The organism is Rhizobium sp. LjRoot254 (assembly GCF_964254105.1).
Classification (GTDB): Bacteria; Pseudomonadota; Alphaproteobacteria; order Rhizobiales; family Rhizobiaceae; genus Rhizobium_E.
This window is the reverse complement of record NZ_CAXUSM020000001.1, coordinates 3,395,175-3,421,288: the sequence shown is the minus strand read 5'-3', so window position 1 is coordinate 3,421,288 and position 26,114 is coordinate 3,395,175. Positions and strand designations below refer to the sequence as shown.

Annotated in this window: 25 protein-coding genes and 1 pseudogene; 18 read left to right on the top strand and 8 right to left on the bottom strand. The window is 61.4% G+C overall.

What is annotated here, in order from left to right; genetic code table 11:
* Positions 1–79: 79 nt before the first annotated feature.
* From flaF to ACSQ26_RS16845, 13 genes are all read left to right on the top strand, one after another.
* A complete protein-coding gene (flaF, locus tag ACSQ26_RS16905) occupies positions 80–427 on the top strand; it encodes a flagellar biosynthesis regulator FlaF (RefSeq protein WP_436010795.1) in 348 nt (115 codons plus the stop codon).
* Complete coding sequence (gene flbT, locus ACSQ26_RS16900; RefSeq protein ID WP_436010793.1) at positions 424–873, top strand: flagellar biosynthesis repressor FlbT; 450 nt, start codon at positions 424–426, stop codon at positions 871–873. The genes flaF and flbT overlap by 4 nt, the downstream gene beginning before the upstream one ends.
* Entirely contained in the window at positions 864–1,379 is a 516-nt protein-coding gene (gene flgD / locus ACSQ26_RS16895) for a flagellar hook assembly protein FlgD (RefSeq protein WP_436010791.1), read from the top strand. The genes flbT and flgD overlap by 10 nt, the downstream gene beginning before the upstream one ends.
* A 33-nt stretch (positions 1,380–1,412) precedes the next feature.
* Entirely contained in the window at positions 1,413–1,679 is a 267-nt protein-coding gene (fliQ, locus tag ACSQ26_RS16890; protein WP_025556143.1) for a flagellar biosynthesis protein FliQ, read from the top strand.
* 93 nt (positions 1,680–1,772) lie between these two features.
* Entirely contained in the window at positions 1,773–3,878 is a 2,106-nt protein-coding gene (flhA, locus tag ACSQ26_RS16885; RefSeq protein WP_436010789.1) for a flagellar biosynthesis protein FlhA, read from the top strand.
* A complete protein-coding gene (locus ACSQ26_RS16880; protein WP_436010787.1) occupies positions 3,875–4,621 on the top strand; it encodes a flagellar biosynthetic protein FliR in 747 nt (248 codons plus the stop codon). The genes flhA and ACSQ26_RS16880 overlap by 4 nt, the downstream gene beginning before the upstream one ends.
* A 3-nt stretch (positions 4,622–4,624) precedes the next feature.
* Entirely contained in the window at positions 4,625–5,029 is a 405-nt protein-coding gene (locus tag ACSQ26_RS16875; RefSeq protein WP_436010785.1) for a hypothetical protein, read from the top strand.
* Between the two features lie 80 nt (positions 5,030–5,109).
* Positions 5,110–5,670: a rod-binding protein gene (locus tag ACSQ26_RS16870; protein WP_436010783.1), complete on the top strand. Its 561-nt coding sequence runs from the start codon at positions 5,110–5,112 to the stop codon at positions 5,668–5,670.
* 72 nt (positions 5,671–5,742) lie between these two features.
* Positions 5,743–6,117: a hypothetical protein gene (locus ACSQ26_RS16865; RefSeq protein WP_436010781.1), complete on the top strand. Its 375-nt coding sequence runs from the start codon at positions 5,743–5,745 to the stop codon at positions 6,115–6,117.
* 6 nt (positions 6,118–6,123) lie between these two features.
* Positions 6,124–6,681, top strand: a complete 558-nt coding sequence (locus ACSQ26_RS16860; RefSeq protein WP_436010779.1) for a hypothetical protein — start codon at positions 6,124–6,126, stop codon at positions 6,679–6,681.
* A 436-nt stretch (positions 6,682–7,117) separates the two neighbouring features.
* Entirely contained in the window at positions 7,118–7,936 is an 819-nt protein-coding gene (locus ACSQ26_RS16855) for a WecB/TagA/CpsF family glycosyltransferase (protein WP_436010777.1), read from the top strand.
* 150 nt (positions 7,937–8,086) lie between these two features.
* A complete protein-coding gene (locus ACSQ26_RS16850) occupies positions 8,087–8,824 on the top strand; it encodes a hypothetical protein (protein ID WP_436010775.1) in 738 nt (245 codons plus the stop codon).
* 119 nt (positions 8,825–8,943) lie between these two features.
* Positions 8,944–9,843, top strand: a complete 900-nt coding sequence (locus ACSQ26_RS16845) for a bifunctional methylenetetrahydrofolate dehydrogenase/methenyltetrahydrofolate cyclohydrolase (protein ID WP_436010773.1) — start codon at positions 8,944–8,946, stop codon at positions 9,841–9,843.
* Between the two features lie 316 nt (positions 9,844–10,159).
* Here ACSQ26_RS16845 and ACSQ26_RS16840 read toward each other — a convergent pair whose 3' ends face one another.
* The 4 genes from ACSQ26_RS16840 to zwf form a co-directional block, all read right to left on the bottom strand.
* Entirely contained in the window at positions 10,160–10,426 is a 267-nt protein-coding gene (locus ACSQ26_RS16840; protein ID WP_436010771.1) for a type II toxin-antitoxin system prevent-host-death family antitoxin, read from the bottom strand.
* 268 nt (positions 10,427–10,694) lie between these two features.
* Positions 10,695–12,509, bottom strand: a complete 1,815-nt coding sequence (gene edd, locus ACSQ26_RS16835; RefSeq protein ID WP_436010769.1) for a phosphogluconate dehydratase — start codon at positions 12,507–12,509, stop codon at positions 10,695–10,697.
* A 54-nt stretch (positions 12,510–12,563) separates the two neighbouring features.
* Positions 12,564–13,262, bottom strand: a complete 699-nt coding sequence (pgl, locus tag ACSQ26_RS16830) for a 6-phosphogluconolactonase (protein WP_436010767.1) — start codon at positions 13,260–13,262, stop codon at positions 12,564–12,566.
* 25 nt (positions 13,263–13,287) lie between these two features.
* Positions 13,288–14,757 carry a glucose-6-phosphate dehydrogenase gene (zwf, locus tag ACSQ26_RS16825; RefSeq protein ID WP_436010765.1) on the bottom strand — a complete coding sequence of 490 codons (1,470 nt, stop codon included), beginning with the start codon at positions 14,755–14,757 and terminating at the stop codon, positions 13,288–13,290.
* Positions 14,758–15,023: 266 nt separating this feature from the next.
* On the opposite strand from zwf, the gene ACSQ26_RS16820 reads away from it, so the two are divergent.
* Positions 15,024–15,254 carry a YgaP family membrane protein gene (locus tag ACSQ26_RS16820; protein ID WP_436010764.1) on the top strand — a complete coding sequence of 77 codons (231 nt, stop codon included), beginning with the start codon at positions 15,024–15,026 and terminating at the stop codon, positions 15,252–15,254.
* Positions 15,251–15,781, top strand: coding sequence for an RNA polymerase sigma factor (locus ACSQ26_RS16815; protein ID WP_436010762.1), 531 nt, complete (start codon positions 15,251–15,253; stop codon positions 15,779–15,781). Before ACSQ26_RS16820 ends, ACSQ26_RS16815 begins: the two co-directional genes overlap by 4 nt.
* 9 nt (positions 15,782–15,790) lie before the next feature.
* On the opposite strand, the gene ACSQ26_RS16810 is transcribed toward ACSQ26_RS16815, so the two are convergent.
* Together ACSQ26_RS16810 and ACSQ26_RS16805 are read right to left on the bottom strand one after the other, a co-directional pair.
* A complete protein-coding gene (locus tag ACSQ26_RS16810) occupies positions 15,791–17,080 on the bottom strand; it encodes an NAD(P)/FAD-dependent oxidoreductase (protein WP_436015310.1) in 1,290 nt (429 codons plus the stop codon).
* 129 nt (positions 17,081–17,209) lie between these two features.
* Positions 17,210–19,729 (bottom strand): methyl-accepting chemotaxis protein, encoded by a 2,520-nt coding sequence (locus ACSQ26_RS16805; RefSeq protein ID WP_436010760.1) that lies wholly within the window; start codon positions 19,727–19,729, stop codon positions 17,210–17,212.
* A 214-nt stretch (positions 19,730–19,943) separates the two neighbouring features.
* On the opposite strand from ACSQ26_RS16805, the gene ACSQ26_RS16800 reads away from it, so the two are divergent.
* Complete coding sequence (locus ACSQ26_RS16800; RefSeq protein WP_436010758.1) at positions 19,944–20,336, top strand: GFA family protein; 393 nt, start codon at positions 19,944–19,946, stop codon at positions 20,334–20,336.
* Positions 20,337–20,361: 25 nt separating this feature from the next.
* Here the strand turns inward: ACSQ26_RS16800 and ACSQ26_RS16795 are convergent, their stop codons facing one another.
* Entirely contained in the window at positions 20,362–21,870 is a 1,509-nt protein-coding gene (locus ACSQ26_RS16795; protein ID WP_436010756.1) for a winged helix-turn-helix domain-containing tetratricopeptide repeat protein, read from the bottom strand.
* 136 nt (positions 21,871–22,006) lie between these two features.
* Between ACSQ26_RS16795 and ACSQ26_RS16790 the strand changes: the two are divergent.
* Together ACSQ26_RS16790 and ACSQ26_RS16785 are read left to right on the top strand one after the other, a co-directional pair.
* Positions 22,007–22,216: pseudogene (locus ACSQ26_RS16790) on the top strand (DUF1127 domain-containing protein); the annotation flags it as partial.
* Between the two features lie 109 nt (positions 22,217–22,325).
* Complete coding sequence (locus tag ACSQ26_RS16785) at positions 22,326–23,504, top strand: MFS transporter (RefSeq protein WP_436010754.1); 1,179 nt, start codon at positions 22,326–22,328, stop codon at positions 23,502–23,504.
* Between the two features lie 27 nt (positions 23,505–23,531).
* On the opposite strand, the gene ACSQ26_RS16780 is transcribed toward ACSQ26_RS16785, so the two are convergent.
* Entirely contained in the window at positions 23,532–26,057 is a 2,526-nt protein-coding gene (locus tag ACSQ26_RS16780; protein WP_436010752.1) for a methyl-accepting chemotaxis protein, read from the bottom strand.
* Positions 26,058–26,114 lie beyond the last annotated feature (57 nt).

Below are 26,114 nucleotides of genomic sequence, written 5' to 3'. Positions count from 1 at the left end.
TAACGCGTAGAATTAAGAGCGTAAGCCTGGGTTCAGGCAAGTGGTTTACGTTCACAGAATGACCGGAGTGAGGGGCTGAATGTACCAGTTTTCCTATGCAGAAATCATGGCGGATGATGTCGCCGATTCGAAGGACCGCGAAAGGCAGGTGCTGGATAAGGCGATTACCATGCTGCAGGCGGCCATTCGAAACGGCCGCGAATCCAGGGAAGCCGTTGAAGCTTTGTTCTTCACGCGCCGCGTCTGGATCGCGTTTATAGACGATCTGCGCAGCCCGGAAAATCAACTGCCACTCAGCGTCAGGGCGGATCTTATCTCGATCGGCATCTGGGTGCTCAAGGAAGCCGAAAAAATCCGCACGCGGAAATCGGACAACTTCAAGGGCATCGCCGATATCGTCACCATCATCAGGGATGGATTGAAATGAAAAGCACTTTGCGTATCTCGCTGAAATCGGGCGAGCGTATCTTCATCAACGGCGCCGTCCTCCGGGTTGATCGCAAGGTAGCGGTCGAGTTTCTCAACGATGTGACATTCCTCTTGGAAAATCACGTGTTGCAGCCCGAAGGTGCCACGACGCCGCTCAAGCAGCTCTATTTCATCGTCCAGATGATGCTGATCAATCCGGAAGGCGCGAGCCAGTCGATGATCATGTTCAAGAAATCGATCACGATGCTGCTTGCCAGCTTCACCAATGACGAGATCCTGGCCGAGCTGAAGCGGATCGATGCAGTGGTGACCTCGGGCCGGCCGTTCGACGCGCTCAAAGCCATTCGCACGCTCTATCCCATCGAGGAGCGCATCCTCAGCACCCAGGAGATCACGCCCGCGGTACGCGAGCAGATCCGCAGGGAGATCGCACCATGGCAGTAGACGCAGTCAACAACGTCACCACCACGCCAGTCTCGACACCCAAGACGGCCGCGACGACCGATGCCAAGGAAGCGACGCTGAACTATGACAGCTTCCTCAAGCTCCTCGTCGCGCAGATGAAGAACCAGGATCCGACCGACCCGATCGATGCCAGCGAGCAGATGTCGCAGCTGGCGACGTTCTCGGGCGTCGAGCAGGCGATCAAGACCAATACGCATCTCGAGAGCCTCATCCAGGAGACGTCGCTCAGCCAGGCGGCAAGCATGATCGGCAAGACCATCACCAGTGCCGACGGCGAAACCACTGGCGTCGTCAAGTCTGTCGCGGTAAAATCCGACGGATTGACCGCGACTCTTGAAAATGGTGATACAGTGGTCATCCAGAGCGGCATCAGCGTCAGCGCGACGCCGACGACGCCGGACACGAATACGCCGGATAACGGCGAAGACACCGGCAACACGCCGGACGACGGCCAACCCGATGAGACCAGCTCGGCCGGTGAATAGGCCGGCCAGCCCCATCGTCTGCGAGGATTAGCCATGAATGAGGCCGATGCACTCGATATCGTCCAGGCTGCGATCTGGACAGTGCTGGCCGCTTCCGGCCCGGCGGTGCTCGCCGCCATGATCGTCGGTGTCGTGGTCGCACTTCTCCAGGCACTGACCCAGGTGCAGGAAATCACCTTGACCTTCGTTCCGAAGATCCTTGCCGTGCTCGCGGCCGTGGCGATTTCCGCGCCCTTCATCGGCTCGCAGATATCGATCTTCACCAACATGATCTTCTCACGCGTCGAAAGCGGTTTCTAAGCCTTTCGAACCCGACGAGACACCCCTCGCGCAAGTTTCAGCCGCTATCCATGGGCCGTTCAGAAATCCGGCTCATGAAGAGGCGCGTGGCATATGGCTGATGTACAGTCTTCTCTGACAACGTTGACGATTCCGAAGATCGCGCCTCGCGGCCGCGACATCGGATTTGCCGTCGGCATCGTCATCATCCTGTCGGTGCTCTTCCTGCCGATACCGCCCTTCATGATCGACCTGGGGCTGGCCTTCTCGATTTCCTTCTCGGTCCTCATCCTGATGGTCTCGCTGTGGATCCAGCGGCCGCTCGATTTCTCGTCGTTCCCGACCATTCTCCTGATCGCCACGATGCTGCGACTGTCGCTCAACATCGCGACCACGCGCGTCATCCTTTCCCACGGCAATGAAGGCCACGACGCCGCCGGTCATGTGATCGCGGGCTTTGCCAGCCTCGTCATGTCGGGCGATTTCGTCATCGGTCTGATCGTCTTCCTGATCCTGATCGTGGTGAACTTCATCGTCATCACCAAGGGTGCGACGCGTATCGCAGAGGTCGGCGCGCGTTTCACCTTGGATGCCATCCCCGGCAAGCAGATGTCGATCGACGCCGATCTCTCGGCCGGCATGATCGACGAGCATGAGGCACGCCGCCGCCGCAAGGAACTCGAGGACGAAAGCTCGTTCTTCGGTGCCATGGACGGTGCGTCCAAGTTCGTGCGCGGTGACGCGGTCGCGGGCCTCCTGATCACCGCGATCAACATCTTTGGTGGCATCATCATCGGCTATTTCCGCCATGGTATGGAACTCACCGAAGCGGCCGACGTCTTCGTTCGGCTGTCGGTCGGTGACGGCCTGGTCTCGCAGATTCCGGCCCTGATCATCTCGCTGGCGGCAGGCTTGCTCGTTTCGCGCGGCGGCCAGACGGGCACGACCGACAAGGCGGTCATGGACCAACTCGCGGGCTATCCACGCGCGCTCGGTGTCGCCTCGGCGATGGTCGGCATTCTGGCAATCGTTCCGGGCCTGCCGTTCTTGCCGTTCGCCGTGCTCGGCGGCGCGATGGGCCTTGCCGCTTTCATGATCCCGCGCCAGAGGGCACAGGAAGAGGCTGCCAATGAACTGGCGGCCGAGGATCAGCGCAAGGCTGCGGAGGTCAAGGCTGACGACAAGGACTCGGTCAAGCAGGCGCTCAGGACGCCGGAGATCGAACTGCTGCTCGGCAAGCAGGTCTCCACCAGGCTTCTCGGCGCCCACCAGGAACTGGCCTTCCGCGTCGGCAAGATGCGCAAGAAATTCGCCACGCAATACGGTTTCGTCGTGCCCGAAATCAAGGTGTCGGACGATATCTCGATATCGGACAAGGCCTACCATATCCGCATCCACGGCACGACGGTCGCCTCGAACATGCTGCGCGTTGGCGAAGTGCTCGTCATCACCGGTGGCGGACGCAAGCCGTCCGCGCCGGGCGACGAGGTGAGGGAACCAGCATTCGGCATGCCGGCCGTGTCGGTCATCGAGACCTTTACCGAGGAACTCAAGCGCGAAGGCTTCCACCCGATCGACAACGTTTCGGTGGTCCTGACGCATCTCTCTGAAGTCATCCGCAACAACCTGCCGCAGCTTCTGTCCTACAAGGACGTCAAGATCCTGATCGACCGGCTCGATCCGGAATACAAGAAGCTCGCCGACGAAATCTGCACCACCCACATGTCCTATTCGGGCCTGCAGGCGGTGCTCAAGCTGTTGCTTGCCGAGCGGGTCTCGATCCGCAACCTGCATCTCATCCTCGAAGCCGTCGCCGAACTTGCGCCGCATGTCCGCAAGACCGAGCAGATCGTCGAGCACGTGCGCGTGCGCATGGCGCAGCAAATCTGCGGCGATCTCTCCGACAACGGCCTGCTGCGCGTGCTGCGCCTCGGCAACAAATGGGACATGGTTTTCCACCAGGCCATCAAGCGCGACACCAAGGGCGAGATCATCGAATTCGATATCGACCCGCGCCATCTCGAGGAATTCTCCGAACAGGCCACCAAGGTCGTTCGCGAATATCTCGATCGCGGCCTGCCCTTCGTGCTCGTCACCTCGCCGGAAACGCGCTCCTATGTACGCATGATCGTCGAGCGGCTCTTTGCAACCCTGCCGGTGCTGTCGCATGTCGAACTTGCCAAGGGCATCGAGATCAAGATCCTCGGCACCATTTCATGATCGATGATCCGCAGACCATTGTTCTGGCGCTGTTTGCGGCATTCTGCCGGATCGGCGGCTGCATACTGGTTCTGCCCGGCTTCTCCACCGCCCGCGTGCCGGTGATGTTCCGCGTCCTGCTCGCGGTCACCGTGACGATGGCGCTGATGCCCGTGATGTGGGACTCGATCTTCCCCAGGATACAAGGCACGACGCCGGATTATCTCCTGCTTTGCATTTTCGAGACGCTGACCGGCGTGGTGCTCGGCATGCTAACACGGTTTTATGCGCTAGGTCTCCAGTTCCTCGGCACCGTCATCACCATGATGATCGGCCTCAACACGCCGCCGGCCGGCGATATCCTGGAAGACACGGCCGAAGGCCAGTTGACCAACGTCATCACCTTCGCCGGCCTGATGGTGCTGTTCATGCTGGACTTCCACCATCAGGTTTTCATGGCACTCGCCGAGACCTACAAGACGCTTCCCCCCGGTGCCGTATTCGACCCGCAAAAGGCGCTCGTCTCCATGGTCGATACGCTCTCGGCGACCTTCACGGTCATGCTGCGGCTCGCCAGCCCCTTCATCCTGTTCAACGTGCTCTTCAACATGGCGATCGGCTTCATCAACAAGCTTGCGCCGATCGTGCCCGTCTACTTCATATCGACGCCCTATATGGTCATGGGTGGCACGATCCTGTTCTATCTCGGCGTCTCGGCCATGCTTTCCCTCTATGCCGACGCGTTCGGCCCGATTTTCAGGTAACGAATGGCGCAGACACGGTCGGAAAAATTGCAGCGTCTTGTGAAGGTCCAGCGCCATCTCGAGCACATGGCGGAGAATGAGCTCGCCGCCACCGCCCGCGCTCGTGCCGAAATAGATGAAAGCATGTCGGCCGCGGTCAATGCCATCGGGTCTCTCGATACGGTGCATCAACTCTTCGCCAGCATCTATTCCGGGCAGATCAGCCGGCTCACCGCCAAGGACCAGCATCTCGCCACCATGCAGCAGATCCAAGAGCAGAAGATTTTGCGCGAGCGCGCCAAGGCCGATCGTCTCGCCGAACAGGCAAAAGACGCGCGCGAGGTCGAGGATCGGGACGCCGACGAGAAAACGATCTACGAATTGCTCGACCAGCAGTTTGCGCTTTCCGTCCGTCGCGGACCCCTCTGACCGCCCCGTAAGCCACGGTCAAGGTAGAACGGTGAAGATGCCGGCTACAGCATTTATGCTTCCCATGCGGCGGTTTTTACATGGCAATTTCACCTCCCACCGATATCGTTCTCGATGTGCTGAACAATGCCGATCCGGCCGTGCTGGAAGTCGCGCAGGCCAAGCTCAAGGCGGGTCAGGCGACGGCGGAAGCGACGCGGCTGGCCAGCACCGACGAATCCTTTGCCGCCATCATGCGCAGCGATCCGGTGGCCGATGCCCACAAGCTCAAGCATCGGCTCGACGGCGTCGAGAAGAAGCAGGTGCCCGAGACCTATCGCAAGTTCGAGGCCATGGTGCTGCAGAACTTCATCAAGACCATGCTGCCGGAGAGCGAGGAAGTCTACGGCAAGGGTGCGACCGGTGAGATCTGGAAAGGCATGATGGCCGAGCAGATCGCCAACGAGATCGCCAAGGAAGGCGGTATCGGCATCGCCGAGAAGCTGATGGACAACGGCTCGATGAAGACCATGGACAAGGCGGAAAAGGCGGAGATAAACCGCGCGGACCGCCTGCAGATGGAGACACAGCTGATCAACCAGCATCAGCTCCAGGCGCTCGACAAGCTTTTACCGGGCGATGACGCCCGAAAGACCGGCTAGAGCCCAGGCTCTGACACCGGCGAATTGGTTTAATTCTATTTTCCTGGCGGGGACGACACTATGAGGATGGCGATGGCGGCAGTTGAAGAGCCTTTCAAGGACATCCGGTTGCGGACGGTACTCGGCCGGCTCGAAATGATCATCGACAACGAGAACGAGCGGATCGGCACCGACATGAAGTTCGACATCAAGGCGTCGAACGTCCACAAGAGCCGCTGCCTCTATGAACTGACCGTGCTTTGCCGCGACACCATACCCGGCGAATACCCGAAGGGCTTTGCCGACCATATGAAGGTCATGAAGAAGAAGCTGCAGGTCAATGCCCGCAGGCTCGAAGCCCATATGAACGCGATGCGGACGGTGGCCGATATCCTGCGCAGCGCGGTGCAGGAAAACGAGGGCGACGGTACCTACACCCAGGAACAGTTCCGTTACGGCGAGATCTAGGCCCAAATGCTCAAGCTGATCATATCAGGCGTCTGGGTCGCGATCGTCACGCTCGGATCGGTCTATTTCTCGATCCAGATGTCGAAGGCGCCCGATCCGGCTGAGGAAGAGGCCAGGAAGAGGGCGGTGCAGGAACTCGTCAAGGGCGAGGTCGTGACCTTTCCGGTGATCGCACAGGGCAGGGTGGAAGGCTATTTCCTGACCCGGACGTCCTTCATCACCGACAAGACCAAGCTTGCCGATATCACCCTTCCGATTCCCGAACTTCTGACCGACGAAATGTATACCGAACTCGTCGGCGACAAGGTAATCCGGGTCAGCGACAACCGCAACTTCGATCTCAAGGTCTTCAAGGCCCGCGTCAAGGAAGCGCTCAACAAGAAGCTGGGCTCGGAAGTGGTGCTCGACGTGATCGTCGAGCAGATCGACTACCTGACCAAGGAAGAAATCCTGTCCAGCATGTCGAAGCCGGGATCGACGATCAAGAGCGGCGAGCGCATGGTCTCCGAGAAGGCGCCCGACGACGTCACGCCGGCCAAGAGCGACGGCGGCAACGCGCACTGAGCGCGCCGATAATCGTTAACGAATTCTTGCTAATCGGCTGGCCGCGAGGCTGGCCGATCGTCGTTTGTCGCGTTTATCGACAGAATTTCTTAACGCAATTCCAGTTCCGGCACATATTTCCTGTCCCGAAATGACGGTTCGCGCTTGTTCCGCCGCATTTCGGTCAAGGATTCTTACTCCGAACAACTGGATCTCTCTTCCTCGCAAGCCTCGGAAACCCTTGAAAACATTCTCAATTTCGGTCGATGGTTAACAAGTCGTAAGCTATTGAAAATGCTTTTGAATGGTTCCTTTAAGCGGCATTTCAAGCGTCGCTGGTATCTCGTTATGCATGACGCCGGTTACGCATGAGGGTCGATTCCGCCAATCGCGGCACGAAGCTTGCTGAGCCCTGGGCATCTGCTGGGTAAACCCAGGCACATGGCGGGAGACGGGAATGAATATCATTTCGAACATGGCTGTGCTCAGCTCGCAGCGGCTGATCTTCGGATTGCCGGTCTGTGATCTGGACTGGTCGGAGGCGTTCACGTTCGTGAGCACGCTTGCCGACGTGCCGGTCGGACAGACAACGATATCGTTCCTCAACGCCCACAACGCCAACCTGATGGCCCATGACCGCGAGTACCGCGATGCGCTATCACGTCACCTCGTGCTGCCCGACGGCATCGGCGTCGATCTCGCCTCGTTCGCCATGCATGGAAAGATGTTCCCCGCCAATCTCAACGGCACGGATTTCGTACCCGCGCTGATGACCTATATCACCACGCCGAAGCGCGTCGGTCTCGTCGGCGCCCGCCCTGACGTGCTGGAGCGTGCACGTGAGAATTTTGCCAAGCACGCGCCCTGGCACGAATTCGTCGCCATCCAGGACGGTTTCTTCAAGGACGAGGATTCGTGGTCCGTCTCCGACGAGATCGCCCGGCACAAGGTCGATATCCTGCTGGTCGCCATGGGCACGCCGAAACAGGAAAAGTGGATCGACCGCTATATCCGCCCCGAACATGCCCGCCTGGTGATCAGCGTCGGCGCCCTTTTCGATTTCATGGCAGGCGAATTCACGCGCGCCCCTGAGTCTGCGCGTTCGCTGCGCGTCGAATGGCTGCATCGGTTCCGTCAGGAGCCGCGCCGCCTGTGGAAGCGCTATTTCGTCGGTGGCCCGGTCTTCGCATTGCGGACGATTATTTTCTCCGCAATCGAGCGCATGCAGGCATTCTGGGTGGCGTACCGGGAACGGCGCGAACTGCCGGAGAATTGATACCAAACGCAGCCCTCGGCAGCAAAAATTAACCCTTTGTTAGCCATCGGATGAGTATGTTTTGGCTGTGGCTGAGTTCGCTCTTGCCCTCAATTCATGTGTATGGGCTGCGTATCCGGCCAAGCTTTCAGCAACCAGCCGGTCATTGCCATGAACAGCCGTCCGCTCCTCGATTATCTGCTAGACGCTGTCCAAGCGGAGCCCGACAGCGCGATTCCCGACGATCGGCTCGTCGACACCATGGAGGCACGTCTGAGGGAAATGGCAGCAAAGCTTCGCGAGCAGCGGCCCGCAATGCGGGAACAGCAGCCGGCAATGCCGGAACAGCCCGACCTCACTCTCTCGGCGCAGATCGAAGCGATCCTGAAGCGCAAGGGGCAGATGGAGCGGGCGCAACAATTTGCCTCCAGTGACCGTCCGACCGAAGAGCGCGTTCGCACCCCACGCGCCGTCATCGAGCCGCCGCCGATGCAGGCGGCGACAGCCGACGATGTGCGCGCACGCGATGCGGACTTCCTCAAATTCAGCGAGGCGGTCTACCTGATCGGCCAGGCCGCCAAGCGCTTCATCGACCACCCGCGACCAGCCCCAGTGGTACAACACCGCGAGCCGGTGTCGGCCGCGCCATCTGTGAGCGAGATCGACGCGCTCGCTGCCGTGCTGCGCGAGACCGTCTCGGCCTTCCGTTCGGTAGCGGATGACCTCGCCGTTTCCGCGGGCGAGATCCGCATTCATGCGACGCGCGAACCGGCCCGCCGGGAAGCCTCCCGCTCCTCGCGCCGGTCCTATCGCGACGACGACGAAATCCACGAACTGCGCGAAACGGTCGCGGACCTCCAGGACCGTTTGGACGATCTTCTGCCGCCACGACGCCGCTCGCGCTATTGAATTTACCTGTCATTCCCAATAGTGAAAGAGCGCCGCTCGGCGACGCGATATGACGGTTGCACCCTGCATCCGGACGCTAGGATCGCCGCGACTTAAATCGATTGGGTGAGGAGATCCACTTGGCAACCATCATCAACGGCAAGGACGTCGCTGCGTCCGTGATCGACCAGATCAAGTCCTCGACGCTAGCGCTTGAGGCATCCGATGGCATCAAGCCGGGCCTTGCCGTGGTCCTCGTCGGCGCCGATCCGGCGAGCCAGGCCTATGTCGGCTCCAAGTCGAAGATGGCCAAGGAATGCGGCTTCAAGTCCGCCCAATATTCGCTGCCGGAAAATACCACACAGGAAGCGTTGATGACGCTCGTTGCCGGGCTCAATGCCGACCCGTCGATCCATGGCATCCTCGTCCAATTGCCGCTGCCGAAGCATCTCAATTCCGAAGCCGTCATCCAGTTGATCCTGCCGGAAAAGGATGTCGATGGCCTCCACGTCGTCAATGCCGGCAAGCTTGCCACCGGTGACAGCGAAACCGGCCTCATCTCCTGCACGCCGGCCGGTTCGCTGATCCTGGTCCGGACCATCCGTGGCGACGACCTCTCCGGCCTCAACGCCGTCGTCATCGGCCGTTCCAACCTGTTCGGCAAGCCGATGGGGCAATTGCTCCTGTCGAAGAATGCGACCGTCACCATGGCCCATTCCCGTTCGAAGGACTTGCCCGGCATCTGCGCCAAGGCCGACATCCTCGTCGCCGCCGTCGGCCGCCCCGAAATGGTCAAGGCCGATTGGGTCAAGCCCGGCGCGACCGTGATCGACGTCGGCATCAACCGCGTACCGGCGCCTGAGAGGGGCGAAGGCAAGACCAAGCTCGTCGGTGATTGCGATTATGCCGCCTGCGAGCCCGTGGCGGGTGCGATCACCCCGGTGCCGGGCGGCGTCGGTCCGATGACGATTGCGATGCTGATGGCCAATACGGTGATCGCGGCGTACCGCAAGGCGGGCAAGACGGCGCCGAGCTTCTGATTCTATTCGTTACGTTTGATTGGCGTCACGAGCTTAAGCCTGTAGCTTTCGGCTACATGGTCCAGCACCAACTTGAACCAGTCGTCCGGAAGCGCTCCGATAACGCAGCTATCGCGAGCGTCCGGCCGGTTTGAAAGCCTGTCCGCAGGCTGCAAATCTGGACCAGGCCACACGAAGATATTGATCTGGTCCGTATAAATCCAGGGCGGCAGGACATCCAGGCCGAGCCATCGCTTCAATTTGGGCGGCACCGGCAGGGCTCGACCGGCGGTTCGGCGGGAATTTTCATCTCAGGCTACCGGCAGGGGATCTGACCTCAAGGTTCGACATCCGGAATGTCATCGAGCGTATAGGGCTTTTCGGCTTCGACCCTCGATGCAGCGATCAAGTTGATTTCTTCCTGCGATAAAGCCTCGATCGGCACCGATTTTCGGTAGTTTGCCCGCATCTCTTCGAACGTCTTGGCCGACACCAGATAAGCGGTGGTTCGTCCATAACGGGTGATTTCGACAGGGCCCTCATAGGCACGGTCATGCCATTCCCCGAAATTTTTCTGCAATTCGGATGCTGGAACTGAGACCATTGAAACACCTCTCGAGTTTTACGTAACATACGTAAAATCGGGAAAAAATCAAGGATGGAGATATCAGATCGTGAATTTGCCTTGCAATTATGGAATTCAATTCCGGATTTGCTAGGTTAGTCTCTGTCTTTCGCAGCCCATTCCGGCCTCAAGATCGACATCAGCGCGAGGTCGATTCTCATGACCGGCCGACCAGTTGGTCGTAGCCGGGGCTGCGCTCGATCGCCATGATCGTTGCGATATCCTCGGCCGTCGCGAGCCGCAGCATTTACGCCAGCACGCCCGCACCATGGTCCGCTGGCCCCGCCATCTGGCGGAAGATCGAGAACAGTTCGCGGCCCATGCCATAATCGTTGTCGCTGAGGTCGATCGTGATCGGCGTCCGAGCCTCGTAGTCGTCCTTGGCCAGAACGTCGAGCGTCCCGTTGACGGCGTCGAGGCGGATGATGTCGCCTTCGCGAATCTTGGCGATCGGGCCCCCGTCCTTGGCCTCAGGCGTCACATGGATCGCCGCCGGCACCTTGCCTGAGGCGCCCGACATGCGGCCGTCGGTGAGCAATGCCACACGCTGGCCGCGATCCTGCAGGATGCCGAGCACCGTCGTCAGCTTGTGCAGTTCCGGCATGCCATTGGCCTTGGGGCCCTGGAAGCGCACGACGGCGACGAAATCGCCTGTCAGTTCGCCGGCCTTGAAGGCATCGTTGAGCGCCTGCTGGGTGTGGAATACCTTTGCAGGCGCCTCGATGACGTGGCGTTCCGCCTTGACGGCCGAGATCTTGATCACCCCGGTGCCGAGATTGCCCTTCAGCATTTTCAGCCCGCCGGTTTTCTGGAAAGGCGCATCGATCGTCGCAACAACCTTCGGGTCGGGGCTGACTTCGGGAACCGGCATGCGGATCACGCCGCCATTCTCGCCGAGCCGGGCCTCGACCGTATAGGCCTCGAGCCCATGGCCGAACACGGTGCGCACGTCGTCGTGCAGCAGACCCTGCTTGAGCAGTTCGCGGATCAGGAAGCCGACGCCGCCGGCCGAGTTAAAATGGTTCACGTCGGCGAGACCGTTGGGATAAACGCGGGCGAGAAGCGGGATCACGTCCGACAGGTCGGAAATATCCTGCCAGGTCAGGTGAATGCCGGCGGCGCGCGCGATCGCCACCAGATGCAGCGTGTGGTTCGTCGAGCCGCCGGTCGTGTGCAGACCGATGACGCCGTTGACGATCGAGCGTTCGTCGATCATCTCGCCGGCCGGTGTGAATTCGTTGCCCAGCGCGGTGATCGCCAGCGCGCGCTTGGTTGCTTCCCTTGTCAGCGCATCGCGCAGCGGCGTGCCGGGATTGATGAAGGACGAGCCGGGCATGTGGAAGCCCATGATCTCCATCAGCATCTGGTTGGAATTGGCCGTGCCGTAGAAGGTGCAGGTGCCGGGGCCGTGATAGGACTTGGACTCAGCCTCCAGCAGTTCGGCACGCCCGGCCTTCCCCTCGGCATAGAGCTGGCGGACACGCGACTTCTCGTCGTTCGGCAGGCCCGTGGTCATCGGACCAGCCGGAATGAAGACCGCCGGCAGGTGCCCGAATGTCAGGGCGGCAATTGCAAGGCCCGGCACGATCTTGTCGCAGACGCCGAGATAGACGGCTGCGTCAAACATATTGTGCGACAGGCCGATGCCGGCCGCCATGGCGATCACGTCGCGGGAGAAGAGCGAGAGTTCCATGCCCGGCTGGCCCTGGGTCACGCCATCGCACATCGCAGGCACGCCGCCCGCCACCTGTGCTACGCCGCCTGCCTCGCGCGCTGCTTCGCGGATGAGGGCGGGATAGGTCTCATAGGGCTGGTGGGCCGAGAGCATGTCATTATAGGCGGTGATGATGCCGAGATTGGGCGCGCGGTCGGCCGCGAGCATCTCCTTCTCGGCGGGGGAACAGACCGCAAAGCCGTGGGCGAGGTTGCCGCAGGAAAGCACGCCGCGATGCGCGCCACGACTGGCTGCTGCCTTCAGGCGCCCGAGATAGGCCTCGCGCGCGGGTTTCGAGCGCTCGACAATGCGGGCGGTAATGGCTGCAATCCGTGCATCGGCTGCCATGACAGTTCCTTTCGACAGTAGGCGGAGCGTTGGGAGCACTCCGCGGGTCCGGGCTCAGGGCGCCCAGTAAATCTCGGTATCGGCGCTCGCATTGGCGATCACCCGGGCGATAGGCAGCGGGCCTGCCGCGCCCTGCGCCAGCGCAGTCTCGATCACCGGCTTCTTCGCTTCGCCTTCGATATGCAGCACGAGCAGGCGCGCGTCCTGAAGCGCCGAGAAGGTGAAGGTCAGGCGCGTTTCGCCGGCACCTGAGGCCTCCATAGTGATTACGCCGCGTGGGCCTCGCATGCTCAGCGCGCGTTCGAGGTTGTTGCCGCCGGGAAAGAACGAGGCCGTATGGCCGTCGCCACCCATGCCGAGGATCACCACGTCGAATGGCTGGGATATGCGCCTGACGTCACCCGATGTGAGGAAGGCCGCGTCTTCGGCATCTGCGACCGCATGATAAAGCGGCACGAACTTCGCGGACGCTGCCTTGTCCTGCAACAGCAGGGATGAAACCAGCGCGTGGTTGGACCGGTCGTTTTCCGGCGGCACGAAGCGCTCATCGACCAGCGTGATCACCACTTTCGACCAGGCTATATCCTTGACCGACAGTGCCTTGAACAAGGCCTTGGGCGTCGAGCCACCCGAAACGGCGATGGACGCTTCGCCGCGCGCCGCAACGCCCTCGGCGAGTTGCGTCGCCACCCGCGTGGCAAGGGCTTCAGCGAGATCGGCGCCGTTGGCGAAGGTATTGAAGTGGTGTGCCATCTGCCTGTCTCGCCCTTGCGTGATGCTATTCGTGCCAGGTCCGGCCGTCGCGCTCGATCAGCGCGATCGACTGGCTCGGCCCCCAGGTGCCTGACGTATAACCCTGGACCTGCTGGTTGGTTTCTTCCCAACCCTTGAGGATCGGGTCGATCCAGCGCCATGCCGCTTCGACCTCGTCGCGGCGCATGAAGAGCGTCGCGTTCTGGCGGATGACGTCAAGCAGCAGCCGCTCGTAGGCGTCCGGATTGCGGGCGTCGAAAGTCTGGGCGAACATCATGTCGAGCGACACTTCGCGCAGTCGCATGCCGCCGGGGCCGGGATCCTTGATCATCAGTGATTGCTTGACGCCTTCGTCCGGCTGCAGGCGCAGGATCAACTGGTTCTCGTTGATGCGGCCGGCCGTGCTGTCGAAGATCGAATGCGGGATCGGCTTGAAAGTGATGACGATTTCCGAAACGCGCTTGGCGAGCCGCTTGCCGGTGCGGATATAGAAGGGCACACCTGACCAGCGCCAATTGGCGATCTCGGCCTTGATGCCGACATAGGTTTCCGTGTTGGAAACCCCGCCTTCGAGTTCGTCGAGATAGCCCTTCACGGCACCCTGATCGGACGCGCCGGCGCGGTACTGGCCGCGCACCGTCATCTTTTCGACATTCGAGGCATTGATCGGCTTCAGCGACCGCAGCACCTTGAGCTTCTCGTCGCGCACGGCTTCCGCACCCATCGAGGAGGGGGCTTCCATGGCCACAAGGCAGAGGAGCTGGAGGATGTGGTTCTGCACCATGTCGCGCAGTGCGCCGGCCTTGTCGTAGTAGCCGGCGCGGCCCTCGAGGCCGACGGCTTCCGCGACCGTGATCTGCACATGGTCGATATGGGAGGAATTCCACAGCGGCTCGTAGAGCGCGTTGGCGAAGCGCAGCGCCATCAGGTTCTGCACCGTCTCCTTGCCGAGATAGTGGTCGATGCGAAAAATCTGCTCTTCGCGGAAGGCCTTGCCGATCGTGTCGTTGAGATCGAGCGCCGAGGCGAGGTCACGGCCGATCGGCTTTTCCACCACGATGCGGGTGTTCTTGGTGATTAGCTTGTGGTCGCGGATCTTCTGGCTGATCGGGCCGAAAATCTGCGGGCCGACGGCGAGGTAGAAGGCGCGCACGCGCTCCTTGCCGTCGTCGAGAATGTCATGCAGCTTGTCCCAGCCCTTGTCCGATGAGGCATCGACGGACACGTAGTAAAGCAGCGCGCAGAATTTCTCGACTTCCTCGGCCGACGCTTCGCCGGGCTTGAGAAACGTGCCCAGCGCCTCGGTGGCGAATTTGCGATACTGTTCGTCGGTCATTTCGGAGCGCGACGCACCGATGATGCGAGACGGCTGGGTGAACTGGCCGGCGACGAAACGATGATAAAGGGCCGGCAGGAGTTTCCGCTCGGCAAGATCGCCGGTGCCGCCGAAGACGACATAGTCAAATGGTTCGACTGGAATGAACTGACTGCTCATGACACTCTCTCTATTGCCCCCGTGGGCGGTTTAATCTAATCGATTTAAAAAGACCAGTGGCCCGACGCAAAAATCTCCGTGCTTTTTCATCGAGCCCACGGAGTGGATAACACTGGCATGTGTTATAGGCATGTATTTTCGGCGCTGCCAGTCATTCACAAAGGCCCCGCGGAAGATTTTTTGCAGTGCGGCGAATCCAAATGCCGCGTCACCTTCTCTTAGACCACGCCAGCCAATCACGGCTGACGGAAGCGTGGAGAACGGATATGTTTTATCGTAAGAATGTGGGCGAACGGGAGCAGGTTGCGCGACTTGTCGGCGGCGCGGTGATGCTCCTGTCTGGTTTGCTGCTGCTGCCGGGCCAGTTGACCGGTTACATGATCGCAGCGGCCGGGGTGATGACCATGGCGACGGGTCTCGTAGGCTTCTGCCCGGCCTGCGCACTGCGCGGCCGGAAATTGAAGGTCAGTGGTCGTGAAAGCGGAGATACCGGATGACAGCAGCCAAGGCGCGCCCGCCGGCGGATCTCGTAGTGGCGGCACAGGCAGGGGACCAGAGGGCGATCTCCGAGCTTCTGGTCATCTGCCAGCCCGATATTCGCCGCTACGCCCGCCAGACCTGCAAGAGCCAGGACATCGATGACGCGGTCCAGGACGCGATGATCGTCCTGTACCGGCAGGTGGGCACGCTACGCGTGGCCGCCGCGCTGCTGTCGTGGCTTTTTGCGGTCGTCAAGCGCGAATGCCTGCGGCAGGTCAGATTGGCGGCGCGCTTTGCGGGGTCGTCAACGGGCGCGGAAGCCGAGCCCGATATCAGTCGTCCCGACCACGAGCTTCGGCTCGATATCGACGCAGCCTTGATATCGCTGCCGGAGCATTATCGCGCGATCATTATCCTGCGGGATATCGAGGAACTGACGATCGGCGAGATCGCCGCGCGGCTTTCGATCACCGAACAAGCCGCCAAGGCGCGGCTGCACAGGGCGCGAACGCTGGTCCGCGAGTATCTCGGGCCGGAGAGCTAAGGTTGCTGCTCAGATCTTGTCCATCATGGCATACCAGCTGAGCGCCAGGAACAGCAGCGGCGCGCGCAGTGCGGTGCCGCCGGGGAAGGCGGGCACCTTGAGACCACGAAAGAGTTCGAGATCGGTCCTGTTGGCGCCGGTCAGCAGGTCGGCATAGAGCTTGCCGCAATAGTTCGCCAGCATCACGCCGTGGCCGGAATAGCCGCCGATCGAGGTCACACCCGGCATGATCTCGCGCACGAATGGCTGGCGGGGCAGGGTGATGCCGACATAGCCGCCCCAGCCATGGGTGAATTCGATATCCTTGAGCGCCGGATAGATCTCAGCCACCTGCCGGCGGATGTGATCGGTGATGTCGCGCGGCTTCTCCGACGTATAGGCCTCTCGCCCGCCGAACAGCAGGCGATTGTCCTTGGTCTTGCGGAAATAGCGAACGACGAAGCGGCTGTCGGCGACGGATTCCTTGCCTGGAAGAATCGGCGGGAAATTGTCGAGCGGCGGCGTCGCGCCAATGAACGAACCGATCGGCATCACATGCGCCTCGGTCACCGGTTCCAGCCCGTCCGTATAGGCATCCGTGGCGACCAGCGCCTTGTCTGCGGTAATCGTCCCACGCGGCGTCTCGATGACGACCTTGCCGCCCTGCTTGCTGATCTTGGTCGCCCGCGTCATTTCATGGATCTTGGCGCCCGCGGCCTGCGCGACGCGCGCCAGGCCGACCATCAGCTTCATCGGATGAATATGACCGGTATTCTTGTCGTAAACGCCGAAATGGAAACGCGCCGAACCAAGCCTGGTCGCGGTCTCTTCCTTTTCCATGAAGTGGAGATGCGGATAGTTGTAGCGCTCGGCGGCGATTTCGGGATTGGCGCGGAATGCTTTCTCGTAACGCGCCTTGTGGCCGACGAGCATGTGGCCCTGCATGTATTCGATATCGATCTCGTGCTCGGTGGCGAAATCCAGCAGGTGATGCTTGGCAGTTTCGGCCATGTCGAACAGCGCCTTGGACAGCGGCAGGCCAAACTCGTCCTCATATTCCTCGGGCCACCAGCGCTGGCCGGTGCCGAGCTGCCCGCCATTGCGGCCGGATGCGCCATCGCCGAAGCGGTTGGCATCGACCAGCACAACATCGACGCCGGATTTTGCCAGATTGTAGGCCGCCTGGAGACCGGTGAAACCACCACCGATGATAGCGACGCTGGCATTCACCGATCCATCGAGTGGCGGATATTCCGGTCGGTCGTCGATCGACGCTTCATACCAGGAAATGCCGGGGGAGATCGGGCTCTGCCATGCCATCATGCGGACTCGGAGGTTGTTTCAATGCCCGAAGTGTCTAGCCCGAAAGGGCGCTGAGCGGCAAGCCGCGCAGGCAGAAATAGAACGGCCCGGGAGACCCGGGCCGCTGTAAGAGGACTTGAAAAAGGATTAGGCTGCTTCGCGCCGGTTTCCGTCGGCATCCAGATGGAAGCGGCCCACCAGTTCCATCAGCACATCGGCCTCTTCGGCGAGGCGTCGCGTCGCGGCGTTGGTTTCCTCGACCATCGCCGCGTTGCGCTGGGTCATCTGGTCCATGGCGTTGACCGATGCGTTGACCTCTTCCAGCGACACAGACTGTTCGCGGGCCGAGGTCGCGATCAGATCGACATGGCCCGAGAGATCGACGATCTGGTTCGAGATCTCGATCAGCGCGCTGCCGGTCTCCTCGACGAAGCGGGCGCCTGTCGCCACTTCGTCGGTCGCGTTGACGATCAGGCTGCCGATCTCCTTGGCCGCCTTGGCCGAGCGCTGCGCCAGTTCCCGCACTTCGTGTGCCACGACCGCGAACCCCTTGCCGGTCTCTCCGGCGCGGGCGGCCTCGACACCGGCATTCAGCGCGAGGAGGTTGGTCTGGAAGGCGATCGAGTCGATGACGCCGATGATCTGGCCGATCTTGTTGGAAGCGTCCTTGATCCGCATCATCGCCGAGATGGCGTTCTGCACGATCTCCGAGGAATTGTCGGCCTTCTGCTTGGCATAGAACACGATCTTCTGCGCCTCGCCGGTGCGCTCCGTCGAGGTCTTCACCGTCGCGGTGATTTCTTCGATCGACGCGGCTGCTTCCTCGAGTGCCGCCGCCTGCTGCTCGGTGCGCTTGGACAGGTCGTTGGCTGCTTCATGCATCTGGCGGCCGTTGTCCTGGATCATGCTCGACGAGCTGAGGATCTCGGCAAGCGTGTCGCGAAGCCCGACGACCGAGGTATTGAAGTCGTGCCGGAGCTTGTCGAGATTGCCCGAGAACGGCGTGTCGATGGATGTATCGAGCCTGCCATGCGCCAGTTCCGAGAGCGCCATCGCCAGCGCTTCCACCGCGAATTCGACCTGCCGGTTGATCTCCTGCCGTTCGCGCTCATTGCGCAGCCTTTCCGTCTCGGCGGCCTGGCGCTCGTCGTCCGCCTGTTCCTCCATCGAGACCTTGGCGAGCGCGTTTTCCTTGAACACGGTCAGCGCCCGGGCCATGTCGCCGATCTCGTCGGAGCGGCGATCGCCCGAAATGCCCGTGTCGAGCATGCCGTCCGCCAGCCGCCGCATCGTGGCGGTAATCTGGCCGATCGGCCGCTTGAAGGTGAAGACCATGCCGATGCCGGCCAGCAGCGCGATCAGGATGCCGAGAGCCGTCGCACCGATCGAGATCGTGTTGGCTTCCTTGCGCTCGTGGCCCGCATTTTCCTTCTGCAGGGCGGCGAAGTCGGAGAGCAATTGCCAGGTTCGGTCGATGCGCGCCGCTGCGTCGGCGAATTTCGCATTGCGGTCGGCGGAATTCTTGACGATCTGGGTGCCGGCACTCATCAGGCTCGCATTCATCGCCGCGGTCTTCTCGGGCAGCGCGGTGAAATAGGGATCTTCCTTGGTGCCCTTGGCGACGCGTTCTATCTCGATTTCATACATGTAGACCGACTGCTTGACGCCTTCCAGCGTCTCTGCCGACGGTGCATAGATCAGCTTGGATGCCAGGATGCGGATCGTGGCGTGGTTCTGGTTGACGTAGCGCATGCGCCCGGCAATCGCCTCGGCCTTGGAGATCTCGGCGTCGGTCGCCTTGATCGTCTTGATCGCCTCGCGGGTCATCATCCCCGAGATTTCCTTGAACAGCGATGCCGAAGCCCGCAGCTTGAAGAACTGCCCGCTGGCACTTTCCAGCGCCGATGCGCCGCCATCGTTCTTCATCATCGCGTCGAGCAGCGGCCGTGCGCTGGCCTCGAAGGCGCTGCCCGCCGAGGCCTTGTCCTTCGGCAGCAGCACCTTGACAGTCTTCATCGTGGTATCGAGCTCGACCGCGTATTTCTTCAGCGCTTCGAGCTTCCTGGCGGGTTCGGATTCCTTCTGGAAGTCGAACGACATCCTGTTGACCATGTCGGCCGCGAGATCGAGCGCGTAGGCCTTCTGCAGGCTGGACTTGTTCTTGTTGGCCTTGCGGCTGCCGGCATTGGCCAGCGCAGTGATCTTGCGCTGCGTCTCTTCCTGCATCTTCACCATTTCGTCGAGAATGGAATTGACCTCGGCGAGCGACTTCACTTCGGCTTCGTGAAGCTGCCACATGCTCTCGATGTTGGCCGAAATGCCTTTCGCCTCCTCCACGGCCTGTCGGAGCTGGTCGACGCCGGCTTCCGTATCAAGGCTCGCGGCCGTCGCCTCAAGCGCGGCGAGCTGCTCGGCCGCCCGGTGCTTGGCGTCCTGGTAGGTCTCGTCGGACACGTTCGAGAGGAACCGGTTCATGCTCGCATAGACGTCCTTGAAGCCGCGCAGCGAGGTCATCACCGTGTTGGAAATCTCCATGCGGCCGACGAGAAGGCCGGAGGCATAGAGTCCGGTCAGCCCGACGGCGAGCATGGAGAGAACAAAGGGAATGACGAAAAGAAAGACTTTGGTCTGAATCTTGAATCGCGAAAGAAACCTGTCGAAGAACATCGCTCTGACCCCGGGGATTGGCTAAGGCAACTGGGACATTTCATGAAAAGGCATGAGCACTGGCGGGTGCTTCTTATGGTCAACAAAATGTAAACGATCATACTTAACAATTCGCAAATATAGTTAAGTATGACCTGAAATGCGGTTAATAGCTTGCGGGCAGAGGAACGTTGGGTGTAACCAATCGGGCGTTTGATCCTGGAGGAGACGCAGCATGGACCGGTTCACCGGTGGTTGCCGATGCGGCAATGTCCGATTCGTGGCGTCGGGGCGCCCATACCGGGTCGGGATTTGTCACTGCCTCGATTGCCGCAAGCATCATGGCGCCCTGTTCCACGCGTCCGCCATCTTCCCGCAGGAGGCGGTGGCGATCGAGGGCGAAACAAACGACTACCTTGGGCGATTTTTCTGCCCCCGCTGCGGCTCGCCCGTTTTCGCACGCGACGATGACGAGATCGAAGTGAACCTGGGGTCCATGGATGCGCCCGATCAACTGACGCCGACTTACGAGCTTTGGACGGTGCGCCGCGAATCCTGGCTGCCGCCGTTTCCGCACATGAGGCAATACGACCGCAATCGTGACGCCAAGGGTCGCTTCGAGGAATAGGTCGCGCTGAAGGCCCTAAAGTGCCTCACGCCGGGAGGCCGGCCTTGAGGAAGCCCTCGACGACATGATCCCGTACGGCGTCGTCACCGAAGGGCTCCGTGTCGACCCAATACTGGGTCGAAAAATGCGGGTTTGCGATGAGGAACAGCTGGACCTCCGTGCGTGCCTCGTCGAGCCGGCCGAGCTGCGCAAGGCTTGCCGCCAGGAAGCGGCGCGAACTCGTACGATAGGTCTCCTCCCTCTTCAGGGTCTCGACGGCGGCTTCGTAGTCGCGGGCGGCGTATTGCGCAGCACCCAGCACCAGATAATACCAGCTGGGCGGAAATGGATTCAGCCGAAACGCCTTGCGGACGTGATCGAGGCCTTCCTCGACGCGCCCGCCCAGACACGCGATGTCGGAGAGCGTTGCCCAGGTATCGGCCTCATTGGGGTCGAGCTCGATGGCTATGGCGAATTCCGCGTCCGCCTCGGCGAACTTGCGTTCATAGGCAAGCAGGTTTGCCAGGACCCAATGGCAGCCGGCGTCGTTGGGGTCGATCCCGACGGCTTTGCGCGCCAGCTCCAATGCAAGGCCGCGGTGGGGTTCCATAGGCTGCCCCCAATGCACCCATCCCATCCAGTGGTTCATGGCAAGCCAGCGATAAGCCTCTGCGTAATCGGGATCGAGCGAAATCGCGCGCGTGAGCATCAGATGTGCCTCGCGTCCGGTTTGCGGTGAATCGTCCATCAACCTGCGTGCCCGTACGCAGAGATCATAAGCCTCCAGGCTCCTGGGGCGATTGCGCGGCGGGGTTACGCGCAGCCGGCCGAGCAGCGCTTCCACGATCTTGGCGGTGACCTCGTCCTGAACGGCAAAGATGTCCTCCAGGCCGCGATCGAAGCGCTCCGCCCAGAGATGCTCGCCGTTCAAAGCATCGACCAGCTGGGCGTTGATGCGTACGCGCCCGGCGGCGCGCCTGGCACTTCCCTCCAGCAGGTAGCGTACGCCGAGGACTTCGGCGATCTCGCGCACGTCCATCGACTTTCCCTTGTAGGCAAAGGCCGAGTTGCGCGCGATGACGAACAGGCCGGATGTCCTGGAAAGATCGGTGATCAGGTCCTCGGTCATCCCGTCCGCGAAGGAATCCTGTTCGGGATCGTTGCTGAGGTTGACAAAGGGCAGCACCGCTATCGATGGCTTGCTGGGTAGTGCCAAAGGCTCACGCTTCGCACCGCCAGGCTGTCCGATTGTCCCCGTGAACCGGTAGCCGACGCGCGGAATCGTGGCGATCCATTCGCCGCCTTCGGGAGCCGGACCGAGCAGTTTGCGGAGTTGCGCGATCTGGACGGTGAGGTTGCCTTCCTCGACATTCAAACCCGGCCATGCCGCATCCATCAGTTCGGCCTTGCCGACGATTTGGCCGGGCCGCCCGACGAGCGCGGTGAGGAGCTTTACACCGCGCGAGCCGGCAGCAACGGGAACATTGTTCCGAAGAAGCGTTTCAGCTCCCGGATCAAGCACGAACGGACCAAAGGCAATGCGCGTGTCCTGCATGGAATGCAGCTATAGCGGCTTTGGAACTTTTTGCGAACTATTTGGGAGGGCTTAAGTACGACGCTGATCGTATCCGGCAGAATGTAGCCTCTTTCAGGTCGAGGGTCATGGACTCTCAAATCGTATGGAGGCTGCCATGAATGATGGTCCCATCCTTGGGCTGGCGGAAATGTCGCGTCGGCATTACAGTCTGGCGGCCCTGCGACGCACGATTGCGGCCTGGCGCGAGCGGGCGCTTTTTCGCTGGGAACTCGAGCAAATGTTAAGGGACAATCCTCATTTAATCGACGATACGGGTCTTACAAAACGGCAGGCCGAAGCGGAGATCGCCAAGCCCTTCTGGCAGGCATATGGCGAACACGGTAGTGACATCGGATCGCCAGTCCCGGCTCGCCTCAGTGGTTCACCGGCACTTGCAATTTCCGGAATTTTTACAGCACTGATTCACGGGCCGCATGACTGCCGATAGCACGACATCGCCGCGAGAAGATCGCACCCCGTGGACCGCGATGGCGGGCATCATCGCGACCGTCACGGTGTTCGCCCTCGCACAGGGCCTGACTTATCCGCTGCTCAGCTTCATCCTGGAGCGGCAGGGGACGACATCGGGACTGATCGGCGTGTCCGCGGCGATGACGCCGCTGGGTTTCATCGTATCCGCACCCTTCATTCCAACGCTGGTGCGGCGCTTCGGCGGGGGGCGGCTGGCGATCCTGTGTTCGTTCCTGGCCGCGCTCACCCTGATGACGATTGCCTGGACGCAGGACGTCTGGGCCTGGATGCCGCTGCGCTTCCTGCTCGGCTTCTTCGCCAATCCGCTCTACGTGATCAGCGAAACCTGGCTGATCACGATCACGCCCGCGCCGCGCCGGGGCCGCATCATGGGCCTCTATGCGTCGATTGTTTCCGGCGGTTTCGCCATCGGCCCGCTGTCGCTGGGCCTGGTCGGCACGCAGGGTTGGCCGCCGTTCATGGTCGGCATCGTGGCCTTCCTTCTCTGTGGTCTCATCGTACTGGCGGTCGTGCCGCGCCTGCCCGATATGCCCGACGAAGGCGAGGCGACATCGGTCGGCGGCTTCTTCGCACTGGCGCCGCTCTTGTTGTTCGCGGTTTTCGCCGCCGCCGCCTTCGAGCAGAGCCTGCTTTCCCTGTTTGCGGTCTATGGCGCAGCACTTGGCAGCGGCGAGGCGCGCATCGCTTCGCTCATCACTTGTTTTATCGCGGGCAATGCCGTTTTCCAGATTTTGCTCGGGCGCATGGCCGAACAGACTGGCTCGATGCGGATCATGCTGTTTTGCGCCCTGGTTGCGCTGGCCGGTTGCCTACTGATGCCGGCGAGCTTCAATTCGTGGCTCATCTGGCCGATCATCTTCGTCTGGGGCGGAGCCTCGTTCGGGATCTACACGATGGCACTGATCCATCTCGGCGAGCGTTTCACCGGCCAGGCCCTGATCGCCGGCAATGCGGCCTTCGCGCTTGCTTGGGGCATCGGCGGCATCGTGGGCTCGCCCGCGACCGGCTTCACGATGCAATTGATCGGATATCAGGGACTGCCAGTGTCCCTTGGCCTGCTGTGCAGTGCACTGGCGATACTTTTGATGGCACAGCGCTGGAGACGGGATCTCCAGCGCTGAAGGGCCTCTTGGATATGATGCCTGATGTCAGGCGGCGCGGACAAATCCGGCCTGTGCCTCGCCATCGCCCAGCCGGAAGCGGCCGACGAGTTCCATCAGCATATCGGCTTCCTCGGCGAGTTGGCGGGTCGCGGCGCTGGTCTCTTCCACCATCGCGGCGTTGCGCTGGGTCATCTGGTCCATCGAGTTGACCGAAGCGTTGACTTCCTGCAGCGACACGGACTGTTCCCGCGCCGATCTTGCGATCATATCGACCTGGCTGGAAATCTCGACGATCTGGTGCGAAATCTCGATCAGGGCGTCGCCCGTCTCTCCGACATAGCGTGCGCCGGTCGCGACCTCGTTGGCCGAGGCCTCGATCAGCCCGCCGATCTCCTTCGCAGCCTTGGCCGAACGCTGCGCCAGTTCGCGCACTTCCTGGGCGACGACGGCGAAACCCTTGCCCGCCTCGCCGGCGCGGGCGGCTTCGACACCGGCATTCAGTGCCAGCAGGTTGGTCTGGAAGGCGATCGAGTCGATGACGTCGATGATCTGGCCGATCTTGTCGGAGGAATCCTTGATCCGGCCCATCGCCGAGATCGCATTCTGCACCACATGCGCCGATGTATCGGCCTTCTGCTTGGCGGTCGATACCACGGCCTGGGTACGGCTCGTCGTCTCCGTGGAATTGCGCACGGTGGCGGTGATCTCGTCTACCGCAGCGGCGGTCTGCTCGAGTGCGGCAGCCTGCTGTTCGGTGCGTTTGGAAAGATCGTCGGCGGCTTCCGCCATCTGGCGGCCATTGTCCTGGATCTGGCCTGAGGAATTGAGGATGCCCGCCATCGTATCGCGGAGGCCCGCGACGGAATTGTTGAAGTCCTGCCGCAGCCTGTCGAGATTGCCCGCGAAGGGCTCATGGATAGCGGTGTCGAGTTCGCCGCGCGCCAGTTGCGACAGGCCGCTGGCAAGCGCCTCGACCGCGACTTCCACCTGATGGCTGCTTTCGAGCCGCTCCATTTCGTTGCGCTGGCGCTCGGCATCGGTCGCCTTGCGGCTCCGCTCGGCTTCCTCTTCCATCGAGACCTTGGCGATGGCGTTGTCCTTGAAGACGGACAGCGCACGCGCCATGTCGCCGATTTCGTCGGCGCGCTTCTCGCCCGAAATCGAGGTGTCGAGAGCGCCGTCGGCCAGGCGACGCATGGCGGCGGTGATCTGGCCGATCGGACCCTTCAGCGTCATGACGAGAGCCGCGCCCGCCGCCATCGCGATCAGGATGCCAAGCACCATCGCGCCGACCGAGATCGTATTGGCCTGCTGGCGCTCGGCGCCGGCATTCTGCTTCTGGGTCTCGGCGAACTGGACCAGCAGGTTCCATGTGCCGTCGATCTGCCTGGCCGCCGCGCCGAACTCCGCATCCTTCCGGACGCTGATCTCCATCAGCTTGGTCGCGTTCGCGGCCAGCCTGTCCAGCACCGGCTGGGCGACACCCGGCAATTCGGCAAAGAACGGATCGTCCTTGGCGACGCCTGCCAGCCGGCCGATTTCCGTGCCGTACATGTAGAGCGACTGCTGCACCTTCTTGACGCCGGCCTCATCCGGCTTGGCGACCAGTTCTGCGAAGACGACGCGGATTTCGTTGTTGTTGCCGACGATCGCGCGCAGCTTGTTGTTGACGCTGTCGGCCTTGCCGATTTCCTTGTCGGCATCTGCGAGGTTGAGGATCGACTGGCGCATCAGGTCGCCCGAAATCTGCTTGAACATCGTGGCCGAGGTGCGGAAGCCGTTGAGCGTGCCATTGGCCTTTGCCATGGCAGGCTCGCTCAGATCCTTGGCCTTGATCTGCGCGGCGAGACCCTGGACCTGCTTTTCGAATTTCTTGCCATAGGGGATTTTCGGCTTGGGCAGGGCGGTGAGCACCTTGCTGACCGATTTCTCGAGGTCCGGCACGTATTTCTCGAAGATCTTGAACTTGTCCTCAGGCGTCAGCACCTTTGAATAGTCGACGACCATGGCATCGAGCAGTACTGCTGTCCGGTCGAGTTCCAGACCACGGTTGAGGCCGGTCTTCTCGGCCTTTTCCTTCTTCTTGGCCTCGGCGACAAGCTTGAAGGCGCGCTTTCCGGTCTGACCCTGAACGGCGAGCAGTTCCTCCGATGCCTTGGCGACATCGGCAAGCGTCTGCTCTTGCTCCTTCTGCAGGCTCCAGAGTGTTTCGATATTGCCGGAGATCGTGGCGGATTCGGTGAGCGACTTCTCAAGCAGTGCGACATCGGTTTGGGTGCGCAGGCCATCCGTGGTCTGTTGCAGCAGGCCAAGCTGGCTCGCGACGTCCTTGGCGGCCTGGTCGTGGGTCTCGGGCGAGGGCTTCATGAGAAAGCCGCTCATCGAGGAAAACACCTGCTTGAAGCCGGAGAGCGATTGCAGCACGCTGTTGGAAATCTCGATCCGCCCCTGCAGCAGGCCCGAAGCATAGAGCCCGGTGAGGCCGACGGCCGAGATGCTGATCACGAACGGAAGCAGAAGGACGATCACCTTCGTCTGAATCCGGACCCTGGACATGAACCTGTCGATCATTGAAACGCCCCCAAGCGGCGCGACCCAATCCCCATTCCCCACGATCGGGTGACGGCC

Coding starts and splice junctions, on each gene's coding strand:
- ACSQ26_RS16800 (WP_436010758.1), top strand. CDS start 19,944: ATGGACCGGTTCACCGGTGGTTGCCGATGCGGCAATGTCCGATTCGTG.
- fliQ (WP_025556143.1), top strand. CDS start 1,413: ATGAATGAGGCCGATGCACTCGATATCGTCCAGGCTGCGATCTGGACA.
- ACSQ26_RS16855 (WP_436010777.1), top strand. CDS start 7,118: ATGAATATCATTTCGAACATGGCTGTGCTCAGCTCGCAGCGGCTGATC.
- flhA (WP_436010789.1), top strand. CDS start 1,773: ATGGCTGATGTACAGTCTTCTCTGACAACGTTGACGATTCCGAAGATC.
- ACSQ26_RS16810 (WP_436015310.1), bottom strand. CDS start 17,080: ATGGCATGGCAGAGCCCGATCTCCCCCGGCATTTCCTGGTATGAAGCG.
- ACSQ26_RS16785 (WP_436010754.1), top strand. CDS start 22,326: ATGACTGCCGATAGCACGACATCGCCGCGAGAAGATCGCACCCCGTGG.
- ACSQ26_RS16880 (WP_436010787.1), top strand. CDS start 3,875: ATGATCGATGATCCGCAGACCATTGTTCTGGCGCTGTTTGCGGCATTC.
- zwf (WP_436010765.1), bottom strand. CDS start 14,757: ATGAGCAGTCAGTTCATTCCAGTCGAACCATTTGACTATGTCGTCTTC.
- flgD (WP_436010791.1), top strand. CDS start 864: ATGGCAGTAGACGCAGTCAACAACGTCACCACCACGCCAGTCTCGACA.
- ACSQ26_RS16815 (WP_436010762.1), top strand. CDS start 15,251: ATGACAGCAGCCAAGGCGCGCCCGCCGGCGGATCTCGTAGTGGCGGCA.
- ACSQ26_RS16870 (WP_436010783.1), top strand. CDS start 5,110: ATGGCAATTTCACCTCCCACCGATATCGTTCTCGATGTGCTGAACAAT.
- ACSQ26_RS16820 (WP_436010764.1), top strand. CDS start 15,024: ATGTTTTATCGTAAGAATGTGGGCGAACGGGAGCAGGTTGCGCGACTT.
- ACSQ26_RS16805 (WP_436010760.1), bottom strand. CDS start 19,729: ATGTTCTTCGACAGGTTTCTTTCGCGATTCAAGATTCAGACCAAAGTC.
- ACSQ26_RS16850 (WP_436010775.1), top strand. CDS start 8,087: ATGAACAGCCGTCCGCTCCTCGATTATCTGCTAGACGCTGTCCAAGCG.
- ACSQ26_RS16875 (WP_436010785.1), top strand. CDS start 4,625: ATGGCGCAGACACGGTCGGAAAAATTGCAGCGTCTTGTGAAGGTCCAG.
- edd (WP_436010769.1), bottom strand. CDS start 12,509: ATGGCAGCCGATGCACGGATTGCAGCCATTACCGCCCGCATTGTCGAG.
- ACSQ26_RS16795 (WP_436010756.1), bottom strand. CDS start 21,870: ATGCAGGACACGCGCATTGCCTTTGGTCCGTTCGTGCTTGATCCGGGA.
- ACSQ26_RS16865 (WP_436010781.1), top strand. CDS start 5,743: ATGGCGGCAGTTGAAGAGCCTTTCAAGGACATCCGGTTGCGGACGGTA.
- flbT (WP_436010793.1), top strand. CDS start 424: ATGAAAAGCACTTTGCGTATCTCGCTGAAATCGGGCGAGCGTATCTTC.
- pgl (WP_436010767.1), bottom strand. CDS start 13,262: ATGGCACACCACTTCAATACCTTCGCCAACGGCGCCGATCTCGCTGAA.
- flaF (WP_436010795.1), top strand. CDS start 80: ATGTACCAGTTTTCCTATGCAGAAATCATGGCGGATGATGTCGCCGAT.
- ACSQ26_RS16840 (WP_436010771.1), bottom strand. CDS start 10,426: ATGGTCTCAGTTCCAGCATCCGAATTGCAGAAAAATTTCGGGGAATGG.
- ACSQ26_RS16780 (WP_436010752.1), bottom strand. CDS start 26,057: ATGATCGACAGGTTCATGTCCAGGGTCCGGATTCAGACGAAGGTGATC.
- ACSQ26_RS16860 (WP_436010779.1), top strand. CDS start 6,124: ATGCTCAAGCTGATCATATCAGGCGTCTGGGTCGCGATCGTCACGCTC.